The organism is Acinetobacter sp. 226 (assembly GCF_048147925.1).
GTDB lineage: Bacteria > Pseudomonadota > Gammaproteobacteria > Pseudomonadales > Moraxellaceae > Acinetobacter > Acinetobacter pecorum.
In genome coordinates, this window is sequence record NZ_JAYWYX010000029.1 from 12,566 (window position 1) to 33,022 (window position 20,457).

At 40.2% G+C, this 20,457-nt stretch carries 23 protein-coding genes; 13 read left to right on the top strand and 10 right to left on the bottom strand.

Annotated elements, in window-relative coordinates; all coding sequences use genetic code 11:
* The first annotated feature begins 5 nt into the window (after positions 1-5).
* Entirely contained in the window at positions 6-476 is a 471-nt protein-coding gene (locus VXP95_RS13125) for a hypothetical protein (RefSeq protein WP_064102140.1), read from the top strand.
* A 125-nt stretch (positions 477-601) separates the two neighbouring features.
* On the opposite strand, the gene VXP95_RS13130 is transcribed toward VXP95_RS13125, so the two are convergent.
* The 4 genes from VXP95_RS13130 to tusD are packed head-to-tail and all read right to left on the bottom strand — an operon-like array spanning position 602 to position 1,993.
* The gene (locus VXP95_RS13130; protein WP_064102141.1) at positions 602-913 is read right to left on the bottom strand and encodes a TusE/DsrC/DsvC family sulfur relay protein; all 312 of its coding nucleotides are present in this window, start codon (positions 911-913) and stop codon (positions 602-604) included.
* A 14-nt stretch (positions 914-927) separates the two neighbouring features.
* Positions 928-1,212: a DsrH/TusB family sulfur metabolism protein gene (locus VXP95_RS13135; RefSeq protein ID WP_064102142.1), complete on the bottom strand. Its 285-nt coding sequence runs from the start codon at positions 1,210-1,212 to the stop codon at positions 928-930.
* 17 nt (positions 1,213-1,229) lie between these two features.
* Positions 1,230-1,580: a hypothetical protein gene (locus tag VXP95_RS13140; RefSeq protein ID WP_064102143.1), complete on the bottom strand. Its 351-nt coding sequence runs from the start codon at positions 1,578-1,580 to the stop codon at positions 1,230-1,232.
* Positions 1,581-1,624: 44 nt separating this feature from the next.
* Positions 1,625-1,993, bottom strand: coding sequence for a sulfurtransferase complex subunit TusD (tusD, locus tag VXP95_RS13145; RefSeq protein WP_064096133.1), 369 nt, complete (start codon positions 1,991-1,993; stop codon positions 1,625-1,627).
* Between the two features lie 70 nt (positions 1,994-2,063).
* Between tusD and VXP95_RS13150 the strand changes: the two genes are divergently transcribed.
* From VXP95_RS13150 to VXP95_RS13180, 7 genes are all read left to right on the top strand, one after another.
* Positions 2,064-3,074, top strand: coding sequence for an NAD-dependent epimerase/dehydratase family protein (locus VXP95_RS13150; RefSeq protein ID WP_416712186.1), 1,011 nt, complete (start codon positions 2,064-2,066; stop codon positions 3,072-3,074).
* Positions 3,075-3,212: 138 nt separating this feature from the next.
* Entirely contained in the window at positions 3,213-4,607 is a 1,395-nt protein-coding gene (gene fumC, locus VXP95_RS13155) for a class II fumarate hydratase (protein WP_416712187.1), read from the top strand.
* Between the two features lie 118 nt (positions 4,608-4,725).
* Positions 4,726-5,217 carry a hypothetical protein gene (locus VXP95_RS13160; RefSeq protein WP_416712188.1) on the top strand — a complete coding sequence of 164 codons (492 nt, stop codon included), beginning with the start codon at positions 4,726-4,728 and terminating at the stop codon, positions 5,215-5,217.
* A 421-nt stretch (positions 5,218-5,638) separates the two neighbouring features.
* Entirely contained in the window at positions 5,639-6,241 is a 603-nt protein-coding gene (locus VXP95_RS13165) for a nitroreductase family protein (RefSeq protein ID WP_064096137.1), read from the top strand.
* 129 nt (positions 6,242-6,370) lie between these two features.
* Positions 6,371-6,733 (top strand): hypothetical protein, encoded by a 363-nt coding sequence (locus VXP95_RS13170; protein WP_064096138.1) that lies wholly within the window; start codon positions 6,371-6,373, stop codon positions 6,731-6,733.
* Entirely contained in the window at positions 6,734-7,102 is a 369-nt protein-coding gene (locus VXP95_RS13175; protein ID WP_064096139.1) for a hypothetical protein, read from the top strand.
* 785 nt (positions 7,103-7,887) lie between these two features.
* Positions 7,888-8,655, top strand: coding sequence for an alpha/beta fold hydrolase (locus VXP95_RS13180; protein WP_064096140.1), 768 nt, complete (start codon positions 7,888-7,890; stop codon positions 8,653-8,655).
* 38 nt (positions 8,656-8,693) lie between these two features.
* On the opposite strand, the gene VXP95_RS13185 is transcribed toward VXP95_RS13180, so the two are convergent.
* From VXP95_RS13185 to tssH, 6 genes are read right to left on the bottom strand one after another with little or no spacing between them, the layout of a single operon-like run.
* Positions 8,694-9,650, bottom strand: coding sequence for a M15 family metallopeptidase (locus tag VXP95_RS13185; RefSeq protein WP_064096141.1), 957 nt, complete (start codon positions 9,648-9,650; stop codon positions 8,694-8,696).
* A 5-nt stretch (positions 9,651-9,655) separates the two neighbouring features.
* On the bottom strand, positions 9,656-10,297 hold the full coding sequence (locus VXP95_RS13190) for a hypothetical protein (RefSeq protein WP_416712189.1): 642 nt from the start codon (positions 10,295-10,297) through the stop codon (positions 9,656-9,658).
* Positions 10,298-10,311: 14 nt separating this feature from the next.
* Positions 10,312-11,121 carry a type IVB secretion system protein IcmH/DotU gene (gene icmH / locus VXP95_RS13195; RefSeq protein ID WP_416712190.1) on the bottom strand — a complete coding sequence of 270 codons (810 nt, stop codon included), beginning with the start codon at positions 11,119-11,121 and terminating at the stop codon, positions 10,312-10,314.
* A 5-nt stretch (positions 11,122-11,126) separates the two neighbouring features.
* A complete protein-coding gene (gene tssK, locus VXP95_RS13200; protein ID WP_416712191.1) occupies positions 11,127-12,491 on the bottom strand; it encodes a type VI secretion system baseplate subunit TssK in 1,365 nt (454 codons plus the stop codon).
* A gap of 6 nt (positions 12,492-12,497) precedes the next feature.
* Positions 12,498-13,604: a type VI secretion system protein TssA gene (tssA, locus tag VXP95_RS13205; RefSeq protein WP_416712192.1), complete on the bottom strand. Its 1,107-nt coding sequence runs from the start codon at positions 13,602-13,604 to the stop codon at positions 12,498-12,500.
* 55 nt (positions 13,605-13,659) lie between these two features.
* The gene (gene tssH, locus VXP95_RS13210; protein WP_416712193.1) at positions 13,660-16,326 is read right to left on the bottom strand and encodes a type VI secretion system ATPase TssH; all 2,667 of its coding nucleotides are present in this window, start codon (positions 16,324-16,326) and stop codon (positions 13,660-13,662) included.
* A 360-nt stretch (positions 16,327-16,686) separates the two neighbouring features.
* Between tssH and VXP95_RS13215 the strand changes: the two genes are divergently transcribed.
* From VXP95_RS13215 to tssE, 5 genes are all read left to right on the top strand, one after another.
* The gene (locus tag VXP95_RS13215) at positions 16,687-17,346 is read left to right on the top strand and encodes a hypothetical protein (protein ID WP_227509962.1); all 660 of its coding nucleotides are present in this window, start codon (positions 16,687-16,689) and stop codon (positions 17,344-17,346) included.
* A 26-nt stretch (positions 17,347-17,372) separates the two neighbouring features.
* A complete protein-coding gene (gene tssB / locus VXP95_RS13220; protein WP_064102153.1) occupies positions 17,373-17,876 on the top strand; it encodes a type VI secretion system contractile sheath small subunit in 504 nt (167 codons plus the stop codon).
* Complete coding sequence (gene tssC / locus VXP95_RS13225) at positions 17,869-19,350, top strand: type VI secretion system contractile sheath large subunit (protein ID WP_416712194.1); 1,482 nt, start codon at positions 17,869-17,871, stop codon at positions 19,348-19,350. The genes tssB and tssC overlap by 8 nt, the downstream gene beginning before the upstream one ends.
* A 48-nt stretch (positions 19,351-19,398) precedes the next feature.
* Complete coding sequence (locus VXP95_RS13230; protein ID WP_064096151.1) at positions 19,399-19,902, top strand: Hcp family type VI secretion system effector; 504 nt, start codon at positions 19,399-19,401, stop codon at positions 19,900-19,902.
* 76 nt (positions 19,903-19,978) lie between these two features.
* On the top strand, positions 19,979-20,455 hold the full coding sequence (gene tssE, locus VXP95_RS13235) for a type VI secretion system baseplate subunit TssE (protein WP_064096152.1): 477 nt from the start codon (positions 19,979-19,981) through the stop codon (positions 20,453-20,455).
* The last annotated feature ends 2 nt before the right edge of the window (positions 20,456-20,457 follow it).

The following is a 20,457-nucleotide window of genomic DNA, read 5'->3' on the forward strand; positions in this document are numbered from 1 at the left end:
CAAAGATGAATAATAAAACAATTCAGTTATATGTATTGATTACATTGCTCTTGTTTGGAGCCTTACTGGGTATTGGCTATCAAATACGAAAAGAAATCTATCAAACCCATCTTACTAATCAACCCCATTCTGCTCCCGTCCAGCCAGCTGAAAAATCTGCAAATGATGCCTCTGTCAGCTCTACTGCTAATAGTCAAACCAATAAAACCGGACAAAATAATGCATCTGCAAAGCAAAGTGAATTGTTAAGGCAGCAGCAACAATTATATCTGGACTTTTCCACGATGATTAATGCATTAAGTGAAGGACAACGACCCGATCTTCAACAGGTCAGCTTACTAATCACTCAGCAGCAGAAGCTGGTAGAGGCTCAACAGGTCAGCAAGGCCGAGGCGAAAGCACAGATTGAGTTTCTGATCAAAGTCTTGCCTGAAATGGAACATGAACTGCATCGGGCCTTACGAGCTTTAGATTAAACCTGTATTTGCTGTCTGCAGGCTACTTGTATCTTTAATTATTCTAGAAGTGAAAATTGATCGCATAAAAAAGCCCGAATAAAAAGTCAGGCTTTTACAGACAAAATATCGAAGACTTGACAGCTTTATAAACAGTTCGCAGGCTTGGGTACGCCGGCCAAACGGCTTAAGTGACGTGCCACCAGACCAGTATTAAACTTTTCCTGAAGCATGGCATTATTGATATCGGCACTGACAGTTTTCATTAAAAATTTGATTAGAGGGCGCGTTGCTGGTGAATGGCCAAACTGCTGATAGAACTGACGTACCGCTTGCAGAATTTCAAAATGCCATGGGGTCAAGTCAAGGTCCAGGCTATTGGCTAGGAGTTGAGCGACATCTTCATTCCAGATGGTGTAGTCAACCAGATGACCATCTTGATCCAATTCTAAATTCATATTTAACCCATTCATTATTTCATTGAAATGCAGCGATTAAACTGGAGGCAAAGAGCAGCAAAATCTGCATAATTCAACAATTTTACTTGATCAGGTAAGGGCTGTATCAAGAGTTCAGCATCATTTTTCAGTATGTGGACTTGCTGCAGGCTTTGCAGGAATGGGTGTTCTAGCTGTAATACGGCTTCACCCATCAGCACGACCTGATCGCTCGTTGTATAAATCTGAGCCAATTGATCGAGGATCTGTGCAGTTGCCGCATAGCTAGACTGAATCAGGTAAAGTGTATGATTTGACATTTGTATATCCTCGTTTCTTACCAATACAGCACGTGATTAAAACTTTGAACAAACTCAGAAGTTAGTTCAATGAACTCGAGGTCGTGTTCGCTCTGGATTACAAATGGGGAATTCTGGTTTTTCTGTTCAATCAGAATCGGAGTGAGATCATAAAACTCGAAACTGTTGACCATATTTGATGCCAGTTTAAAGGCATGTTGTAACTGGTCAAATTGCAATTCTGAACGCAGAAGGCTAAGGGCAGCACCTTGTAGCAGGACTTTAACTTCCGAGCCAAATGTCGCCAATACCATTGTCGCAGACAGACTTTCATGCACCTGCAGGCTGGTCAGATTGGCTTGGGTTAATATAACAAGTACAGATTTCACACAAGATTCCTTGGAAAAGCAACACATTCTAAAAAATGGAACATCTAGAATTGAATCAGACGTTGTGAGGATTGAACAGCATCGGCAAGTTCACCTAAACCGACCAATTCAAACGCATCTGCCAGATTATGCTGCTGAATATTGTGACGTTGAGCATTATCCGGATCTGTAATTCCACGCGCCAGTGCTGCACTTACACAGACCGGGAGGCGAATCTGCAGTGCTTGCCATGCATGTGTAAGATGACGTTGATCGTCGGGTACCCATTGCAGTGCATTTGCAACCGATACGCCGTCCTGATAGAAAAATACACGGAATGCTTCCTGCTTATCCTGCAAAGCCTGAGCTAAACCTAGGGCATGCCAGGCATAAATGGAAGTCGGTGCGGAGGTAACAAGAATTAAGGTACTCATCGAAATTCACTACAGGCTTGATCAATAGCAACAGATTGATCTTGGCTTCATTAGAAAGTAGGTAGTATAAATGATTTTAGTGACGGGTGGATTAGGCTTTTTAGGCTCACATATTGCTTTAAGTCTGTTAGCACAAGGACTAGAGGTCATTGTGGTCGATAATTTGGCCAATGCTAACTTACAGACTCTGGAGCGCCTCGAATTTATTTCTGGTATGTATGTACCTTTTATCAAGATTGATATTCGCAACACACCAGCATTGAATAAAGTCTTTGAGCAGAATTCGATTCAGGCTGTAGTGCATACCGCAAGTTTTAAGTCACTGGAAGAATCAGTATTAAAACCACTTGAATATTATAATGATAATGTCAGCTGTATTATGAGTCTCATGCGTGCCATGCAGCGTACCGGGGTACGTCATCTGGTACATTTATCCAGTTTGGCGGTATATGGCCAATCTGGCACAGACTTAAGCGAAGATCTGCCTTTTAACTTTACTTATCCTAATCCTTATATCAAGTCGCAACAGATGGTGGAGGAAATTATTCGGGATACCGCTAAAACTGACAATGAATGGCGGATTGCGATCTTGCGTCTTTCTAATATTGCCGGTGCCTTTGAGCATGGTCTCTTAGGGGAAGCAGTACCACCTTTACCGAAAAATATTGTACCTCTGGCAATGCAGGTCGCTGCGCAGCAACGTGAATATCTTGAATTACGCCGTCAGGCCCATACCGCAGATGGCACAGTAGAGCGCAGTTTTCTGCATGTCGCAGACTGTTGTGATGCTGTGATCAAATCCTTACAGTGGTTGTCACAACAGCAGGAATTAAAGTGTGAAGCCTTTAATATCGCTGGTGAACTGATTTCCATACAGGCTTTACTGGATCAGCTTGCTGAAGTCACCCAGTCTGCAATTAAAACTGTGGATGCCTTACCTTATCCCCATGCTGAACTGGACCAGTTAGGTGCGAATACTGAAAAGGCACAACAGGTTTTGCATTGGCAACGGCAGCGCTCGATCAGAAAGATGCTTGAGGATGAATGGTTATTTTATCAAAATATTCTCAAAGGGCAGTAAATTAGATTTTTAATTTAATATTTGATAATAATTATCATTTACATATTTAATGTAATCGATTACTTTAAATGATTAGAGTAAATCATTGATATACAGATTCCTAAGATTATTAATAAGCAAAAAGAATTGAGGTTGAACATGCAAACACGTATTGAACATGACACGATGGGAGAAGTGGCTGTACCGGGTGAGGCATTATGGGGCGCTCAGACTCAGCGCAGCTTGCAAAATTTCAGAATTGGAAATGAACGTTTGCCACGGCCAATGATTCGTGCCATGGGACTCGTCAAAAAAGCGGCTGCCTTGACTAATGCCGAGCTGAACCAGATTTCACAAGAACTGTCACAATATATTGTGGATGCTGCTGATGAAGTCATCAGTGGTCAATGGGACAGTCAATTTCCACTGGTGGTCTGGCAAACTGGTTCAGGTACGCAAAGTAATATGAACTGTAATGAGGTAATTGCCAATATTGCCAACCAGAAACTGGGTAATCATTTAGGGGCACAAAAACCGGTTCATCCAAATGATCATGTTAACCGTGCTCAATCTACCAATGACTCATTTCCGACGGCGATTCATGTGGCTGCGAGCTTGCAGATCAATGAACTTTTAATTCCGGCAGTCACACGTTTACGCGATACCTTATATGTCAAATCTCAGGAATTTGCTGATATTGTAAAAATTGGCCGGACACATCTGCAAGATGCTACGCCGTTAACGTTGGGACAGGAATTTAGCGGTTATGTTTCTCAACTCGATCATGCACTTCTTCGTCTAGAACAGGCCTTGGGGGGACTGTACGAACTGCCATTGGGCGGGACAGCCGTCGGTACAGGGTTGAACGCTCATCCTGATTATGCTGTTGAAGTAGCTAAAACTCTTGGATATTTAACTGGTTTGCCATTTGTAACAGCACCAAACAAGTTTGAGGCTTTGGCTGGCCGTGATGCTGCAGTATTCGCTTCAGGTGCCTTAAAGACTTTAGCCGTTAGCTTAAATAAGATCGCTAATGATATTCGATGGTTAGCCAGTGGTCCACGTTGTGGTTTTGGGGAACTCCGTATTCCTGAAAATGAACCGGGTTCTAGCATCATGCCGGGTAAGGTGAACCCGACGCAAAGTGAAGCGATGACCATGGTAGTCGCGCAAGTTCTCGGCAATGACACCACCATTAGTGTAGCGGGTGCATCAGGTAATTTTGAACTCAATGTATTTATGCCGGTCATTGCCTATAATCTGCTGCAATCTATCCAGTTATTAGGTGATGCTTGTAATAGTTTTAATGATCATTGCGCCGTTGGTATTGAGCCAAATCATGAAAAAATTGAACATTTCTTGCATGATTCATTAATGCTAGTTACAGCCTTGAATCCGGTCATTGGTTATGAGAATGCAGCCAAAGTTGCCAAGACCGCCTATAAGGAGGGTAAAACCTTGAAACAGGTGGCTGTGGAACTTGATCTCGTAACAGCTGAACAGTTTGATGAAGTCGTCAGACCTGAACAGATGGTTTCACCGAATGCCAAATAAAGGTAAATGTTTTTAATCTTTTAGCTGTTTTATCATGGAATAGTCAGCAATGGTTTTTATCTCGGGCAGACTTGCGTACAATAGGGGCTAGATAAGATTACCCACTGATGATTGTTTTATGTTTGATATTTATTTAACGGATGTTCAAAAAAAGGTGCAATTCAAGGATTATCCAGGTGAGCATCCTGTTAAATTTATTCTGAATTTCAAAAAGATTTTTCCAAGTGTTATGGAGCTTCTTTTACCTGTACTGCCAGATAATGAAAATCTGGAAGAAATGTCTTGGGAATCGACCAGCGATGATTTTGAAACCTTCCAGATGTTTTTAACCGGTTGGGGCATCATCGAATTACGTTTGAAAGCGATTATGCAGTTTAAAGATAAAGCATTTGCGGATCGTTTAGTTAAACAAGCCCAACAGAAACGCAAAGATTATCAAAAGCAGCAAACCAAGCTCAGCACAGTTGAATTGGATTATCTTTTTATGCATGAGATGCATGCTTTAATTGATGCAGAGCTGGTTGAGCTCGGTGAAAAATTCTATTTACCGATTTTACGCGATCTTTGGAAAAACAAAGTATCTGCTCAGGTTTTGAATGCAAAGTTTTAAACCAGGTGTTTAGCTTTTATTTATAAAATTAATCCCTCAATTTTGAGGGATTAATTTTATCTGAAATATGAGAATTTTTTCATAATTCCTTGTCTAGCAAAATAGCCTAAGCTATAGAGATTTTATAAATAAATATCTTAATTTTGCTCAGTAATAGCGCATGCTAGATCATGGTTTATCATCTGGCCCTTTAACAGTGCATATGTTTTAACGATTGTTCAAAAAATAGATGAAAATGATCATTTTTAGCTAAAAAATATATAAAAATATCAAATAAATAGCCTAGTAATTAAGTCAATTATTTTTTAAGGTATAGGTGCTTTAGCTTATTATAAGGTTAAAGCCTCATTAATTAGTTATCCTTCACAAAAATAGCTGAAGGTTCAAATTTTCCCGAAGATATATCCCAGGATTTTGAAAAATGTCGAACCAGTTTTTAGATTTAATTACTAAGCGCCGTACTATTTATGCTATTGCCAAGAATGTTGAACAATCTCCTGAATATTTAACTGATCTGATTCAGACTGCGATAAAACAAAGCCCATCTTCTTTCAATTCTCAATCTTCACGCGCCGTCATTTTATTCAATTCAGAACATGAGAAGTTCTGGGGCTTTGTTGCAGACAAATTAAAAAGCTATGCCAAAGACGAAGAGAGTGCTGCAAAGACCACAGCAAAGATGGCCAGTTTTGCAGCAGGGGTAGGTACAGTCCTATTTTTTGAAGATCACAACGTAGTGAAAGGTTTGCAGGAACAGTTCCCATCTTATGCAGACAACTTCCCAATCTGGGCGGAACATTCGACTGCAATCGCACAATTTGCAACGTGGACAGCATTGCATACAGAAGGGTTGGGCGCATCATTGCAGCATTACAATCCGATCGTAGATGAGCAGGTTCATGCGGAATGGAGCATTCCATCAAACTGGAAACTTCGTGCACAGCTGGTATTTGGTTCGATAGAGGGTGAGCCGCGTGCCAAAGATTATCTTGCGGATGAAGAGCGTTTTAAAGTTTTTAAATAACTTTATTCATATCTGCCCTTAACCAGTGTAAGGGTAGATATTTTTTAGATTTCGATGAAATTCTCATGAGCCTCATTAAAATTAAGTTAAAATAGCGCGCTAATGTAAAAAATTAATGAGTACAACCGAATGTCGAAAAACACGCAAAACCTGTCACCTTTACAAGAACTGATCGCAGAACAAAAACTGCTCTGTGAAGAAGTTGGTTCGGCTTATGTTGCAGTGAGTGGTGATGATGTGGTTGCCGTGGCCGTACATACCTTGAAACAGGATCCAATTGTCGGCATTCGTAAAAAGCCTGAGTCGGCTGAAAATATCAGCTGGTATATTTACGGGGGAGAACCTTCAAGTGAAGATGCTTTTGAAACCATGACCGTACGTGAATTACAGGATATTGCACCAGAAGTATTGCCGTATCTGGCTCTGGAAACAGGTTTTCGTTTCATGATCGATGCCGATGATTATGAAGATGTCTGGAAAGAAGAAATCTAAATGCTAAAAAAATCATCTTTCATTTGTGCTGGATTGCTATTAGGGCTAAATAGTATGCTCTTTGCAGAGCCACTTTCACAAAGTGCCTACGACCAGTTTATTTCAGTACAGACTAAAATCGTGAATGAAACCAAGCATATTTTAGATGAAGATGATCAAAAGGCAGATGCTCAAACTCAACGCCAGGCTTTCTGTAATCGATTGAAAGCCTATGAGGATATTCAAAAGGTGTCCGAAGAAAATAGTGATCTGAGTATGGCACCTACGATGGCAATGATTGCCAGAAACTTTCTGGAGCGGCAGGATCAAAGTTTGACTAAATCTGGAATGACGGCGAGTGTATTTTGTAAAAATAGGGAAGTAGAATAGGTTATAAAACACTTCTCTTTCTCGAACGTTTTTCGCTGGAAAATATAAATAAAGCAAATGATTCTAATTTGAATAACCGGGCTTTTATAAATACGAAAAGTTCATTATTAATATATTTTCAATAAAACTATTAAGTTAATTTAAAATATATTTGATAGAATTACCTTATATCTCGGGGATATATCCACTGATATTATCTCATTAATTAGAATATTTAAGTAATGGCAATTATTTTTCTAAAAACTTCCTAGAAATACTAAATAGTATTTGATAAGAAATGATTTTCATCCGAGCTAGGCTAGTTGCTGCACGCAGCTCATATTTAATAATTCAAATATCTTTAAAAGTTTGTAAAATAGCCTAAGCGAATTATAAATGTTAATAGCTATGAAAAGAAAAGGGGAGGAAACTTAATAATAGTATTTTCTGCTTAGCCAATTTGTAAGAAGCTAGGTAGTAAATTCCACCTGACTGCTTATACACCCGAAATATGACTTGTAAATGTAGTGTGGCTTATTATGCATATCCAGTTTTTGATTATGAATGAGTAAATAAGTGATAGTCAGAAAATTAAAAATTTTAAAGCTACCTGAGCTTATTTGAATAATAACAGCTAGTTTTTAGACCTCTCTGATTTTAAAAAATTGTACCAGTTTCACCTATTTAGCCTAAGCAAAAATTATTGCATATAAATAGCCTAAGCATATTTTAAAATTTAGCAATTGATTAATTCCCAATAAAATTCCAATATCACCACATCATCTATGAAATCACGGAATTCTCAAATGATCCTCAACTACCAAATCACCAGTCATGATAACTCAACACTTGTACCAATGGTCTTCATTCATGGTTTATTCGGCAGCTTGAGTAATTTAGGAATGCTGGCGCGACATTTTTCAAGCCAGCGTACCGTCATTCAGTTAGATCTGCGCAACCATGGCTTATCTGGACATAGTGATGAGCATAATTACCACTTGATGTCAAAAGATGTACTTGAAACATTAGATAGTCTTAACATCACCAAATTTGTTGTGGTAGGGCATTCTATGGGCGGCAAAGTTGCCATGAAACTGTCTGATATTGCGCGTAATCGGGTAGAGCAGCTTGTGGTTCTGGATATAACTCCAATCCCATATCATGAAAATCATCATGCGGAAATTTTTGAAGCCTTATTTGCTGTCGAGCGTGCAAACCTAAGTTCCCGGTTAGAAGCGACAAAAATCATGCGTGAATATCTGAATGAAGAAATGGTAATTCAGTTCTTGCTAAAATCTTTTAACAAAGGGAAGTGGCTGTTTAATGTACAGGCGCTCTTTAACCATTATCAGGATATTTTATTTTGGGAAGATATTACTCCAATTGATACTCCGGCACTTTTTCTCAGAGGTGGTAACTCTTTTTATATTTCTAAACCAGAGCATTTCGCTGCGATTGACCGCCAATTCACCCATTCCAAAGTTGAACTCATTGAAAATGCAGGTCATTGGCTGCATGCTGAAAATCCTGCACAAGTACTGGAACATATACAAGCATTTCTAGATGCACAATAATAAATAACACGGTTAACTTTGAAACTTTGAATCGAAGGTCAGTATCCAGCTGCCTGTAGCTGACCTTCATTAACCAACTGGTTTGCCATTTCAGCGGTTTTTTTCAAACCTGGCATACGATATTCAGTATGACCATAATCTTTAATCGATTTCCACCGACCGCCCCATGTGAGTCCGACCGATTCTGCGACTTGACCATACAGTTCATAACCACGCATTGCCCATGGATCACGTTCGCTGATGATGACTTTACCATGACGTTTAAAGGCAACGTCAGCTGCTAAACCGAACTGATGATAACTTTGATAACCTCTAGCACGCGTGGTATTCGGATTTGCAGAAAGTGAATTTTGACGTTCCGGACTGCGATAACCTTCTAGTAAAACCAGTTCATATCCATACTGTTCACGCATTATTTTGAAGACCATCAATAAACGCTGTTTATAACGTGGATTAATTTTATTCCATTTCCGGTTAACTATATTGAGATCACTATGATTATGGATCATAGGCAGATGTACATCTTCAGTAGGATCAGGTGGATTTATAACTTGGGCAGAAACAACATTGGTATAGTAATGGACTTCTCCCTGTATGGCTTCTTCAATCAGATGACCTTCTACTTCTGGGGGCGGTGCTAACACCTGACCATCGAGTAAAGTATAAATTTGGGGATCAACTTCACGTAAATAATTTGCTTCAAAAGTACTGGCAGTAATGGGGCGGGTTAAAGTAAAAATTACAATACTGCTAAATAACACTAAGGCCGCCAGCAAAATCCACCATTGTTGAATATGCCAATGTGACTGGATTTTATCTGAAGATGCTGCCTGATTAAATTCCCAGGCAACCTGTCTGGCTGCCAAAATTCGGTTCTTGCTATATGGTAAAATTTGCATGCACAGGTTTATCAACCGGATTCGGAATTCATAAGAAACCAGCAGCAACATACCTAAGCTAAGCAAAACAAAACTGAAAAAAATGAAGTAGATCATGCTGTTTATGACAGTGCTACTTCAGCACTTTCCTGTAGCGTAGTTGCTGAGGGCTGTTCCTGTGACGAAGTATTTGTAGTTTTTAGCTCAACAGATTTTTCTGTTTGTGCTGGCGATAGACGATCAGCATTTATATTTAAAGAACTTTTTTGCGAACCTTTAATTATCTTAGTCTTTATTGCTGAAGATTGAATTGTCCGAATTTCCGGTTTAAGTGGTTTATTTTTATCATTGGCCTGAATTAAAGGTTTTTGCTCTTGGGCACCAAACGCAGATTCAAAAGGTGAAGTATGGTTTTTAGATTCTGCATTACTTTCTGGCTTTGCTACCTTAAACATATTTTCAATATGCTGATCAAAACCATCTTCTGGATTCTGGATATTATCCTGATCCGACGGCGTAGCGGCTTTTGGAATAATTTGCTCAGATTCTGCGGCATGATTTAAGTCTGATATTTGATGATTTTCTGCATTAACTCGTGTACGGCTTGATCCCGAATGATTCTGATAATAACCATAGCCTAGTAAAACAGAGCTTACTGATAGCACCCCCAATACAAATCCGCTCAATAGGTAAAATTTAGGAGAATGAGGAACCGGCTTTATAGACCGTAAAAGACGAATATGTTTATTATTTTTGTTTGCCATAGTGAGTATAATATTTATGGTAAATGGATAGTAATGTGAGCTTGTTCTACAGGAACACTAATCACATTCTGATATTGGGAAAATGCTGCATTACGGTCTTTGGACAATACATAGTGCAGACCAATAAAGCTTGCCAGAGCAAACACTAGCCAGAAAATCAGAATCCAGAAAAATGGCAATTCACGGTGAATGATATGTTTAATCTGGTCTGGAATTGCAGCAAAAGGAGAAAATGCCTTTTTCCCTTTGAGGTAATCGATTTGATCACCGACACGACTAATCAGACTGTTCAACTGGCTCATTGATTCAATTCGGTATTTACCATGAAAACCTAATAATAAACAGTAATGATAAACTTCAAGAACGGCGAGGCACTCCTTGTCTTTATCACGGATTTTTTCCATGTGTTCAAAAAAACGATAACCAGCCAGTTGTGATCCAAATAAACTGAGTTGTAGCGGGCTCATCATCCAGAAATTTTTCAGATCAAAAAAACGGGAATCCTGTTGAGTAACAATGGTCTCATCTAACAAAGCACAATATGCATATTTTGCATTATTAATATCTTCTGCAGAAAATTGCAGTTTTCTTGCCTGATTTTCAAAACGTGACAGCATATCTAGCACTTTCTGGCGGAATGACTCCGGATTAGAGGGTACATACTGATTGCGAATCAGGAAAACTACATAGAATCCGTCATGTAACAGATCGACCAGATGGGTAGTTGCTGAGTGTTGATTCTTATCTATCTTTGTATTGGTCTGAAAACCTGTACCAATCTGTCCATCATCAAATAGCGATGGCGCATTATTAATACTATTCATTATTCTTATCCATTTACCACAGCAATCAGTTCAATTGAAATATCCTGGAATCCACTTGGGATATAGACACAGATGGTCTCGGACTCCAACATCCGTTGATACAGTTCATTATTTGGTTCGATTTCAAAATAGCTCACTCCAGAACGCACTGGAATGGCGGTCGGCACTTGAATCAGATGCTGAACAGGTACAGCTGGCAGTGCTGCAATCACGCGTTGTTCAACATCGACAGTACTGCCAACCTTGAAACGGATCGGCACATAGGCAATCAGATCATGGGCTGGCATGACACTACTCGATACTGCAAGATACAAACGGGTATCTCGGGAAATTTTGTCTGTTTCAAGACTGCCAACCCAATAGGATGGACGGGTTTCTTTCAGGGCAATACTGATATAGCGGTTTGAAATAATCGTATCCAGCAATTCACGTAAAATCACGTCGAGCTGGCCAAAGCTTTCCTGTAAATGATGATGCTGATATTGGGGTAAATGATCGACAGCATAAGCGGTTGAAAAAGTCAGGAGCGAGCCGGTCAGACGTAATAATTCAGAATACAGCCGTTCTGGATGAATACGTGGATACTGCAAGATGTGATTCAACGTTGCATGTGCAGTATTGAGTACATTCACCAGCCAGAAAGACACAATATCACCAGAACGGAATTCAATCAGTTTCTGTTCATTTTCACGGTTATTGTTTTGAATGGTTTTGATCTTGGCCCGGATAATATTCAAGGTACGCTTCAGATTATTCAACAGATTTTCTGATGCTTCGATATGCAGGATGGGGGGAATAAACTTGTGATCCAGTACAAAATTCCCGGAACTTTGCCGTTTCATTGTGCCAATCGGAAGATAAAAATAGCCATCCAAAGCCTGTTCAGGTCCTTGGCTTATTTCAAAAATCTTAAATTCCGCACGACGGCGTACCAAGGTGATTTCTGCTGTAGCCGCATTGGTAAACAGATCATGGGTTGAACTTAAATAGGAATGATAGCGACTGGATTGAGAATGATCTTGATGATGAAGATTCTGCTTACTTGCCTGAATCATCGGTAAAGCAAGATAAATCGCCATTTCTGTACGCAGATTCAAAGTATCAAGCTGTATAGGTTCAGGTAATAGATCCAGTTCAGGTGCACGATAAATTTCCCCATCTTGCCAGACCATTTTAATCCGGCTGAGTGCCAGTATATTCATGCCTAACTGGGTTTCATCGAATTCAATTGACTGAATTCCATAGGCAAAAGGCAAGCTCGCCTGAATGATATGGTTCAGGCGTTGTTCGTGATAGGCATCCTGTAACTGAAAATGCTGAGGTCTTAAAAATAGGCCTTCACCCCAAAGAACTTTTTCTGCTTTAAACATTCAGTATTACCACTCATTATTGGAATTATTCATATCGTGTACACCTAGTAACTCTTGAACCTGTTCCAGGGGATTTTCATTTTTAATCACTTGTGCCAGCCATTCATGAAGTGGCATCTGACTCCAGCGAATGGTTTTTTGCAGCATATAACTTACCGGACTATGCGGTTCGTGCATCTGGAAATAATCCGCAATTTCATTTAAGACTTTCAATGCCTGTTCCCGATTGGCCAGATGATTTTGTGGCTGTAACCGGAATTGAGTTTGAACAACAGGGGAGGAAGTATCTGTATAAACTTGCTGAATTCCTGAGTCTGTCGGCGAGATTAAGCTTTCAGTATTTTGATTCGCTAATTGTTCCACTTTATATAGACGTTTAATTAGGGAAATGATCGAATCAATCTGTTCGTCAATTGCAGAAAAACTCGGTGCATTCAAACCCAGTAATTTATCCAGAATAGTTTTTAGATGGTGCCAGTGCTGTTGAATATCCAAAACCTGCTGGTAGTTTTCTATTATTACAGAGTGGGAAGTAGCCTGTAGCAATTGCTCGAACTTTTGTAGCTCATCGTTGCTACTTGAAGATTCGCCATCTTCATCCTGCTGATTACGGCGTATCCGGACATTTTTCTGATGTAAAAATGCCTCATAATTTCCTAAATGATAAAACGGCGCCTGACTGACCAGGGGAACCTGTTTCATCAAAGCTGGAATCTGGTTGATTAAGCCTTGTAGCAAACCCAGGCGCTGATCCAGATCATCATCCTCAATTAAAGGATGCATGTCCTGCCAATATTGCTGAATACTGCGATGGCTCAGTTCCAAGCCGCGTGCAACCCCTTCAAATCCGTGAGTTCTTGCCCAAGCTTCAGCTAACCAGATATAAAGACGCAGATCTTTGGTTTTATCACTTAACAACTCAACTGATTTATTCAACACAAACTGCCAGTCTGCCTGACGTGGCTCAGAGATCCAGTCGCCTTGATCTAACAGAGGATCATCCTGAGTTTTGGCCTTTTTAATGGCATGAAAGTCATTTGAAAACGAGCAATCCTCACCACCTGGCTGATGATCAGAGATTGGGGCAAGCAGTTGTTCAATATCTAGAATCATTCTTCACCTGAAACTTGTTCTTCTTATTTAATTCTTTATCTTTTAAAATATAGCTTTATACAGCATCCGTTTTCTGTTTCCGGATGCGTTTAGTTTTCGCTTTAAATTGCTGTGGATCTAAGTGATAAATGATTTCATCATTTTCAACATCAATCTTAATTTTTTCAGGAACTTTTTCCTCACTCAACGCCATCAAAATTTCAGTCGCTAAAGCCGGTAATACGCTGGCATTGAGAATATGGTCAACATTACGGGCACCACTATCAACTTCTGAACAACGGCTTAGGATTAGTTCTAGCAGATCATCGCTATAAGTAACTTCTGTCTTGTATTGTGCCTGAACACGCTGAATAATTTTGCCAAGTTTATGTTCAATGATTCTGATCAGCAGATCATCATGCAGCGGGAAGTACGGTACGATCTGCATACGCCCCAAGAACGCCGGCTTGAACTGTTTATATAAACTTGGCTTAATCTGTTCAATAAGTTCATGTGCACTTGGCCAGTTTTCAGGTTCCTGATTGAGACAGACCTGCATAATCGCAGATGATCCTGCATTTGAAGTCAGCAAAATTGTAGTGTTTTTAAAATCAATCAAACGACCTTCACCATCTTCCAGCATGCCTTTATCAAAGACCTGATAAAACAGTTCCTGCACATCACTATGTGCTTTTTCAATTTCATCCAGCAGAACCACACTATATGGATTACGGCGAACAGCTTCAGTCAGTACGCCACCTTGCCCATAACCGACATAACCTGGCGGTGCGCCTTTTAATGAAGAAACGGTATGTGCTTCCTGATATTCAGACATATTAATCGTGATTAGATGTGATTCGCCCCCGTGCAGTTCATTGGCGAGGGCGAGGGCAGTTTCAGTTTTACCAACCCCACTTGGTCCCACTAATAAGAAAACACCTTGTGGTTTGTTAGGATCTTCCAATTTGGCTTTAGACGTTTTAATGCCTTGCACCAGTTGTTGCAGGGCATAATCCTGTCCCATCACGCGCTGAGCCAGACGATCTTCAAGTTGTAATACTTGCCGGATTTCATCATTGACCATCTTGCCCACTGGAATACCTGTCCAATCCGAAATGATTTCATGAATGATGCTGGTATTGACCCGTTCAAAGACCAGTGGTTTTTTTTGCTGTACTTCAATTAGTTCTAAGCGTAATTTTGCAATTTTTTGACTGGATTTTTCATTATGTTCTTGTGCCTGAATATCCCGGATCTGCTGAACAATCTGCAATTCACGTTGCCATTGCTCTTTAAGACACTGGATATCCTGTTTTAGATCTGAGATTTTTTTAGAAAGATCATTTAGTCTGGCATGATGAATTGGCAGGTTCTGGTTTTCCTGGGTTAATAGCTTGTGTTCCAATTCCAGATTATGCAGTTGTGCTTGTAGTTGATCGAGTTGTGCCGGCTGCGCATTTTGAGTCAGTGCAACACGAGCAGCTGCAGTATCCAGAACACTAATCGCTTTATCTGGTAACTGACGTCCACTGATATAACGATGTGAACTATATACAGCAGCGATAATCGCTTCATCATCAATCTGTAAATTAAAGTGTTGGGCCATCACCGGAATCATGCCACGCAGCATGTCAATCGCGACCGCTTCAGTCGGTTCCTCAACTTTAACGACCTGAAAACGGCGGCTGAGAGCTGCATCTTTTTCAAAATACTGTTTGTATTCTGCCCAGGTGGTTGCTGCAATAGTACGTAATTCCCCCCGTGCAAGTGCCGGTTTGAGTAAATTAGCAGCATCATTCTGGCCTGCCTGACCACCTGCGCCAATTAAGGTGTGTGCTTCATCAATAAACAGGATGATTGGATGAGAAGAACTTTGTACTTCCTGGATCACCTGTTTCAGGCGGTTCTCAAATTCACCTTTGACACTGGCACCGGCCTGTAACAGCCCCATGTCCAGCACATGTAATTGCACATTCTTCAGAGCGTCAGGTACCTGTTGCTGGGCAATTTTTAGTGCCAAACCCTCAACCACCGCAGTTTTGCCGACACCCGGTTCACCCGTCAAAATTGGATTATTCTGACGACGGCGCATTAAAATATCCAGCATTAAGCGAATTTCAAATTCACGCCCAATCACTGGATCAATTTTTCCTTCAACAGCTTTATGGGTCAGGTTGATCGTGTATTGATCCAGTGCTGGTGTTTTTTTGAGTAAAGTTTGAGAGTTTGGAGTTTTTACTGGCAGAGAAGGATGAGTTTGAGTTGACACATTTTCGATACTGTCCTGACATAAAGCCAGAAACTGATGCTTCATTGTATCGATCGGAATCAGTTCAAAAATACAGGATGAACGCATCGCAATCTGATACAGATCGGAAGCAGTCAGTAAAGCTACCAGTAGGTGTCCACTACGGATGACAGGTTCTTTTTCAGCAGATGCCAATAGCCAAGCTTGCTCAAGTAAACGGATAATTGACTTGGCAAAAATAGGGGTGCGTGAGTTTCCTTTGTTAAGCTGGAGTAAACTTTCCTTTAGATCATCCAGCAGGGCATCTTTGGAGAGCTTGTAATTTTTAAGCAGAAACTGGACATCATTTAGCTGTTCATGCGACAGCAATTCCAGGAAAAAATGTTCAATTTCGATTTCGTGGTTTTGCTGGTTAATACAGGTGTTGGCAGATTTCTCAAGACATAAGCGTGCATGATCAGATAATTTAGTAATTAAAATTTTTAGGTTATTCATGTGTTTCTCATTATTTATTCTTGCAAGGCATAATGTCTTTAAAAATTAAAAAATACCACTGTGCTGTTCTTATTATTTATTTGAATGACTGCAAGCCAATCATTTTTACTGATCTATTTGATCATGTTGTTGCATATTTTCTAACAGAATAAAATGATCAAAGTCATATAATCTTTAACATTATTTGAAAGACTGTTAAAAAATATTTTACAAAAGTCAATTTTTGTTGTTGACTTAGTGTGATCATTTTTTGTTAAATTCGCAAGATGATTTTTGAACAATAAATACAGAAAAATCATTTCAAGTAAAAAAATCAACAACCAGAAAAAGAAAAAATTGAGGCTTATTTTGAAAAAAAATATGAGTTCCATACTCGTGCTGATGATGGCTGTCTGCACGATGAGTTTGATGCAGACGCATGCTGCAACCCTGAAAAAATCATGTCTTAAAGCGTATCCATTGGCTAACGGAGATACTGATCCAGAAATACTGCAACAGTATGAACAGCTTTGTGCCAAGCCAACTCAGAAAGATCTTAATTTGCAGCGTGAAATTAAAGCCAATATTGCACAACTTTATCTGGATCGTGGTCTGCATCTGAAGGCACTTCAAGCTGTAGATCAGTTAAATCGTGAAAATTATACAACACGTCAATTAACAGATATCACATTCTTTTCTAGTGTGGCGATTTCAAATAAAGCTGTGAATTATATGCGCAGCACCGAAATTCGTCCGCTGACTGAAGAAACCTATGCCATTACCAAAGTCTTCAACGATAATGTGCGTCTATCTCAACCCGTCACTGTAATGCCTCTACGTGCAGAGAAGAATTCAAGCACCAAGAAACAAACTGTGGCAAGTTCGAGCAAAAAATCCAGCTCGACCAAGTCACGTCCAAGTGCTCCGACTAAAGCAAAAGAAACATCTACCAGTAATGTTGTCGCCAAGAAAAATGAGCCTGTCGTCACCCGTAATGTTCCGCCTACCTCCAATCCATTTGGCGCACTTCGTAATAATTAATAAAAAATAATATAGGAATCAGCATCATGGCTAAGCGTGAAAGTGTACAGAAGAAATTACAGCGGATTCGTCCACCGCGGGTTCAATTAACTTACGATGTAGAAGTCGGTGATGCACGTGAAGTGAAAGAATTACCTTTTGTGGTTGGGGTACTTGGAGATTTTTCAGCAGCATCCGAATTGGAAAAAACCAAACTAAAAGACAAGAAATTTATCAATGTGGATTTAGACAATATTGATGAAGTCATGGAATCACTGGCGCCACGTGCCAACTTTCAGGTTGAGAACACGCTGACTGAAGAGGGTGGCAAGATGTCTGTAGATCTGACTTTCAATTCCATGGGTGACTTTAAGCCAGAACAGGTGGTACAGCAGGTTAAACCATTACGTCGGCTGGTTGAGGCACGTGAACGTTTAACGGATTTACGCAACAAAATTTCCAATAATGAACGTCTGGAAGATCTTCTTGATGAAGTGCTGAAAAGTACGGATCAGATTCGCAAGATGAGTGTGGAGGCTGAAAATGAGTAATTTAAATGCAGCAACTGCTGAAAATACGAATGTAGAAGAATACTCATTACTTGACTCTATCGTTGAGCGTAGTCGTATCGCGCGTACTGATGAAGAGCATGATCGTGCCAAAAGCCTGATTGGTGAACTGGCACGCGAAGTCATGGCAGGGACAATCACCGTATCTGACAACATGATCCTGGCATTGGATAAACGTATTGCCGAAATCGATGCACTGATTTCAACCCAACTCAGCAAAATCATGCATCATAAACAATTTCAGAAAATTGAATCGACTTGGTGTGGTTTATATTATTTCTGTCAGGAAACGCCATCCAATTCCTTGATTAAAATCCGGATGTTGAATACCACTAAAAAGGAATTGATCAAGGACTTCCAAAGTGCGACTGATTTTGACCAAAGTACCTTATTTAAAAAGATTTATGAAGAAGAATATGGTTCTTTCGGTGGTGCACCTTATGCGACCTTGATTGGTGATTTTGAGTTTGATCGTACGCCATCAGATATGTTTCTACTGGAACAGATTTCACATGTGGCAGCAGCAGCACATGCACCATTTATTTCGGCAGCTAGTCCAAGCATGTTTGGTCTTGAATCATTTACTGATATTGATCGTCCACGCGATGTTTCCAAGATTTTTGAAACCGCTGAATATGTGCAATGGCGTTCCTTCCGTGAAAGTGATGATGCACGTTATGTCGCATTGACCATGCCACGTGTATTGGGTCGTCTGCCATATCATCCAAAAGAAGGTACTGCAACTGAAGGGTTTAACTACGTTGAAGAGGTTTCTGGTGAAGATCATAACGAATATCTATGGATGAATGCAGCTTATGCCTTCGGTACCCGTTTGACCAATGCATTTGACATGCATGGCTGGTGCGCAGCGATCCGTGGTGTAGAAGGGGGTGGTGTGGTAGAAGGCCTACCTGTACATACGTTCAAGACCAATGATGGTGATGTAATATTCAAATGTCCAACTGAAATTGCCATTACCGACCGACGTGAAAAAGAACTCAGCGACTTGGGTTTTATTCCGCTGGTGCATTGCAAAAATACAGATTATGCAGCGTTCTTTGGTGCGCAATCGACCCAGAAACCAAAAAAATATGACAATGATGCAGCCAATGCCAACTCAGCTTTATCAAGTCAGATCCAATACATTATGGCAGTTTCGCGTATTGCGCATTATTTGAAAGCGATGATGCGTGACAAAGTCGGTAGTTTTGCTTCAGCTGGTAATGTTGAAGCCTTCCTGAATGACTGGTTATCACAATATGTGCTCTTGGATGACGGTGCTTCTCAGGAATCCAAGGCGCAGTATCCATTACGTGAAGCGTCAATCAAAGTTGTAGAAAGTCCAGCTGAACCTGGTCACTACAAATCAGTGGTCTTCTTGCGACCACATTTCCAGCTTGATGAGTTGTCAGTATCCCTGCGGCTGGTCACTGAATTGCCGCAATCGAGCAGCTAAGCCGGTTGTGTTTTCTATTATTTATAATAAAACAGGTTAAAAATAACAATGAAAGATATATACGTCCAATTTCGCGGTAAATATAAAGTAGATGGTGAATCACGCGATTCTGAACATAAAAGCTGGCTAGAAGTAAATTCCTGGTCACATAATATTCGTCAGCCAAAATCTGCAACTTCTTCTAGCGTTGGTGGCCATACCGCTGAGCGTGTAGAACATTCTGACATGATTTTTGTTAAAGACCTGGATGCAACCAGCCCCAAACTTTGGGAAGCCTGCTCTGCTGGTTATACCTTTGATGAAGTGCAAATTGACTTCTATCGTGCCAACGGCGACAAGCGTATCAAATACCTTCAGATCAAACTGAAACACGTGCTGGTTTCTCAAGTAACGCCAAGCGTGAATGAAGAAGGTGTACCGACTGAAGCATTTGGTCTGAAATATGCTGCGGTTGAGTGGACTTATAACCAGCAAGATATTAACGGAACACAGAAAGGTGCCATAACCAAAAAATGGTCATTATCGAATAATACCGCATCTTATGCAGCTTAATTCTTCTGTGTTTAGAGGCTTGCATATGCAAGTCTCTAGCTGAAATTTGAATATTCCAAATGGATGATGGAAACGCATGAATCTGGATCAGCTTTATCCTTATGGATTCCGTCCAACCTTGTTTGACCGACTGTTGCCACAAGATGATGTCAGTACACAAGGCCAGTCGATTCAGAAATTGCGTGAAGCCGTGGCGGCAGATCTGGAAGATTTATTAAATAGCCGCCTGGCCAAACTGGATCATATTATTGATGACTATGCTTGGGTAAAACAGTCCATCCTGCAATTTGGCATTATTGATTTTGTCGGTTTATCAACCGCAAACCCAATGGATCGCGACAAAATTTGTCGCTCAATAGAAGCATCTATTTCAGCACATGAACCACGGCTTAAGCATGTACGGGTAGAAATGCTACTGGATGAAAACAATATGGGTAGTCTCTGCCTTAGCATTCATGCCTATTTAAATATCCATCCTTTATATGAACCTGTAGTTTTTGATGCTTTACTGAAGCCGACCACACAACAATACGTTATTTTGCCAAGATTATAATT

Bases quoted from the DNA above. Each gene is read 5' to 3' on its own strand.
- VXP95_RS13125 (WP_064102140.1), top strand. From the start codon at position 6: ATGAATAATAAAACAATTCAGTTATATGTATTGATTACATTGCTCTTG.
- VXP95_RS13130 (WP_064102141.1), bottom strand. From the start codon at position 913: ATGAATTTAGAATTGGATCAAGATGGTCATCTGGTTGACTACACCATC.
- VXP95_RS13135 (WP_064102142.1), bottom strand. From the start codon at position 1,212: ATGTCAAATCATACACTTTACCTGATTCAGTCTAGCTATGCGGCAACT.
- tusD (WP_064096133.1), bottom strand. From the start codon at position 1,993: ATGAGTACCTTAATTCTTGTTACCTCCGCACCGACTTCCATTTATGCC.
- VXP95_RS13150 (WP_416712186.1), top strand. From the start codon at position 2,064: ATGATTTTAGTGACGGGTGGATTAGGCTTTTTAGGCTCACATATTGCT.
- fumC (WP_416712187.1), top strand. From the start codon at position 3,213: ATGCAAACACGTATTGAACATGACACGATGGGAGAAGTGGCTGTACCG.
- VXP95_RS13160 (WP_416712188.1), top strand. From the start codon at position 4,726: ATGTTTGATATTTATTTAACGGATGTTCAAAAAAAGGTGCAATTCAAG.
- VXP95_RS13165 (WP_064096137.1), top strand. From the start codon at position 5,639: ATGTCGAACCAGTTTTTAGATTTAATTACTAAGCGCCGTACTATTTAT.
- VXP95_RS13170 (WP_064096138.1), top strand. From the start codon at position 6,371: ATGTCGAAAAACACGCAAAACCTGTCACCTTTACAAGAACTGATCGCA.
- VXP95_RS13175 (WP_064096139.1), top strand. From the start codon at position 6,734: ATGCTAAAAAAATCATCTTTCATTTGTGCTGGATTGCTATTAGGGCTA.
- VXP95_RS13180 (WP_064096140.1), top strand. From the start codon at position 7,888: ATGATCCTCAACTACCAAATCACCAGTCATGATAACTCAACACTTGTA.
- VXP95_RS13185 (WP_064096141.1), bottom strand. From the start codon at position 9,650: ATGATCTACTTCATTTTTTTCAGTTTTGTTTTGCTTAGCTTAGGTATG.
- VXP95_RS13190 (WP_416712189.1), bottom strand. From the start codon at position 10,297: ATGGCAAACAAAAATAATAAACATATTCGTCTTTTACGGTCTATAAAG.
- icmH (WP_416712190.1), bottom strand. From the start codon at position 11,121: ATGAATAGTATTAATAATGCGCCATCGCTATTTGATGATGGACAGATT.
- tssK (WP_416712191.1), bottom strand. From the start codon at position 12,491: ATGTTTAAAGCAGAAAAAGTTCTTTGGGGTGAAGGCCTATTTTTAAGA.
- tssA (WP_416712192.1), bottom strand. From the start codon at position 13,604: ATGATTCTAGATATTGAACAACTGCTTGCCCCAATCTCTGATCATCAG.
- tssH (WP_416712193.1), bottom strand. From the start codon at position 16,326: ATGAATAACCTAAAAATTTTAATTACTAAATTATCTGATCATGCACGC.
- VXP95_RS13215 (WP_227509962.1), top strand. From the start codon at position 16,687: ATGAGTTCCATACTCGTGCTGATGATGGCTGTCTGCACGATGAGTTTG.
- tssB (WP_064102153.1), top strand. From the start codon at position 17,373: ATGGCTAAGCGTGAAAGTGTACAGAAGAAATTACAGCGGATTCGTCCA.
- tssC (WP_416712194.1), top strand. From the start codon at position 17,869: ATGAGTAATTTAAATGCAGCAACTGCTGAAAATACGAATGTAGAAGAA.
- VXP95_RS13230 (WP_064096151.1), top strand. From the start codon at position 19,399: ATGAAAGATATATACGTCCAATTTCGCGGTAAATATAAAGTAGATGGT.
- tssE (WP_064096152.1), top strand. From the start codon at position 19,979: ATGAATCTGGATCAGCTTTATCCTTATGGATTCCGTCCAACCTTGTTT.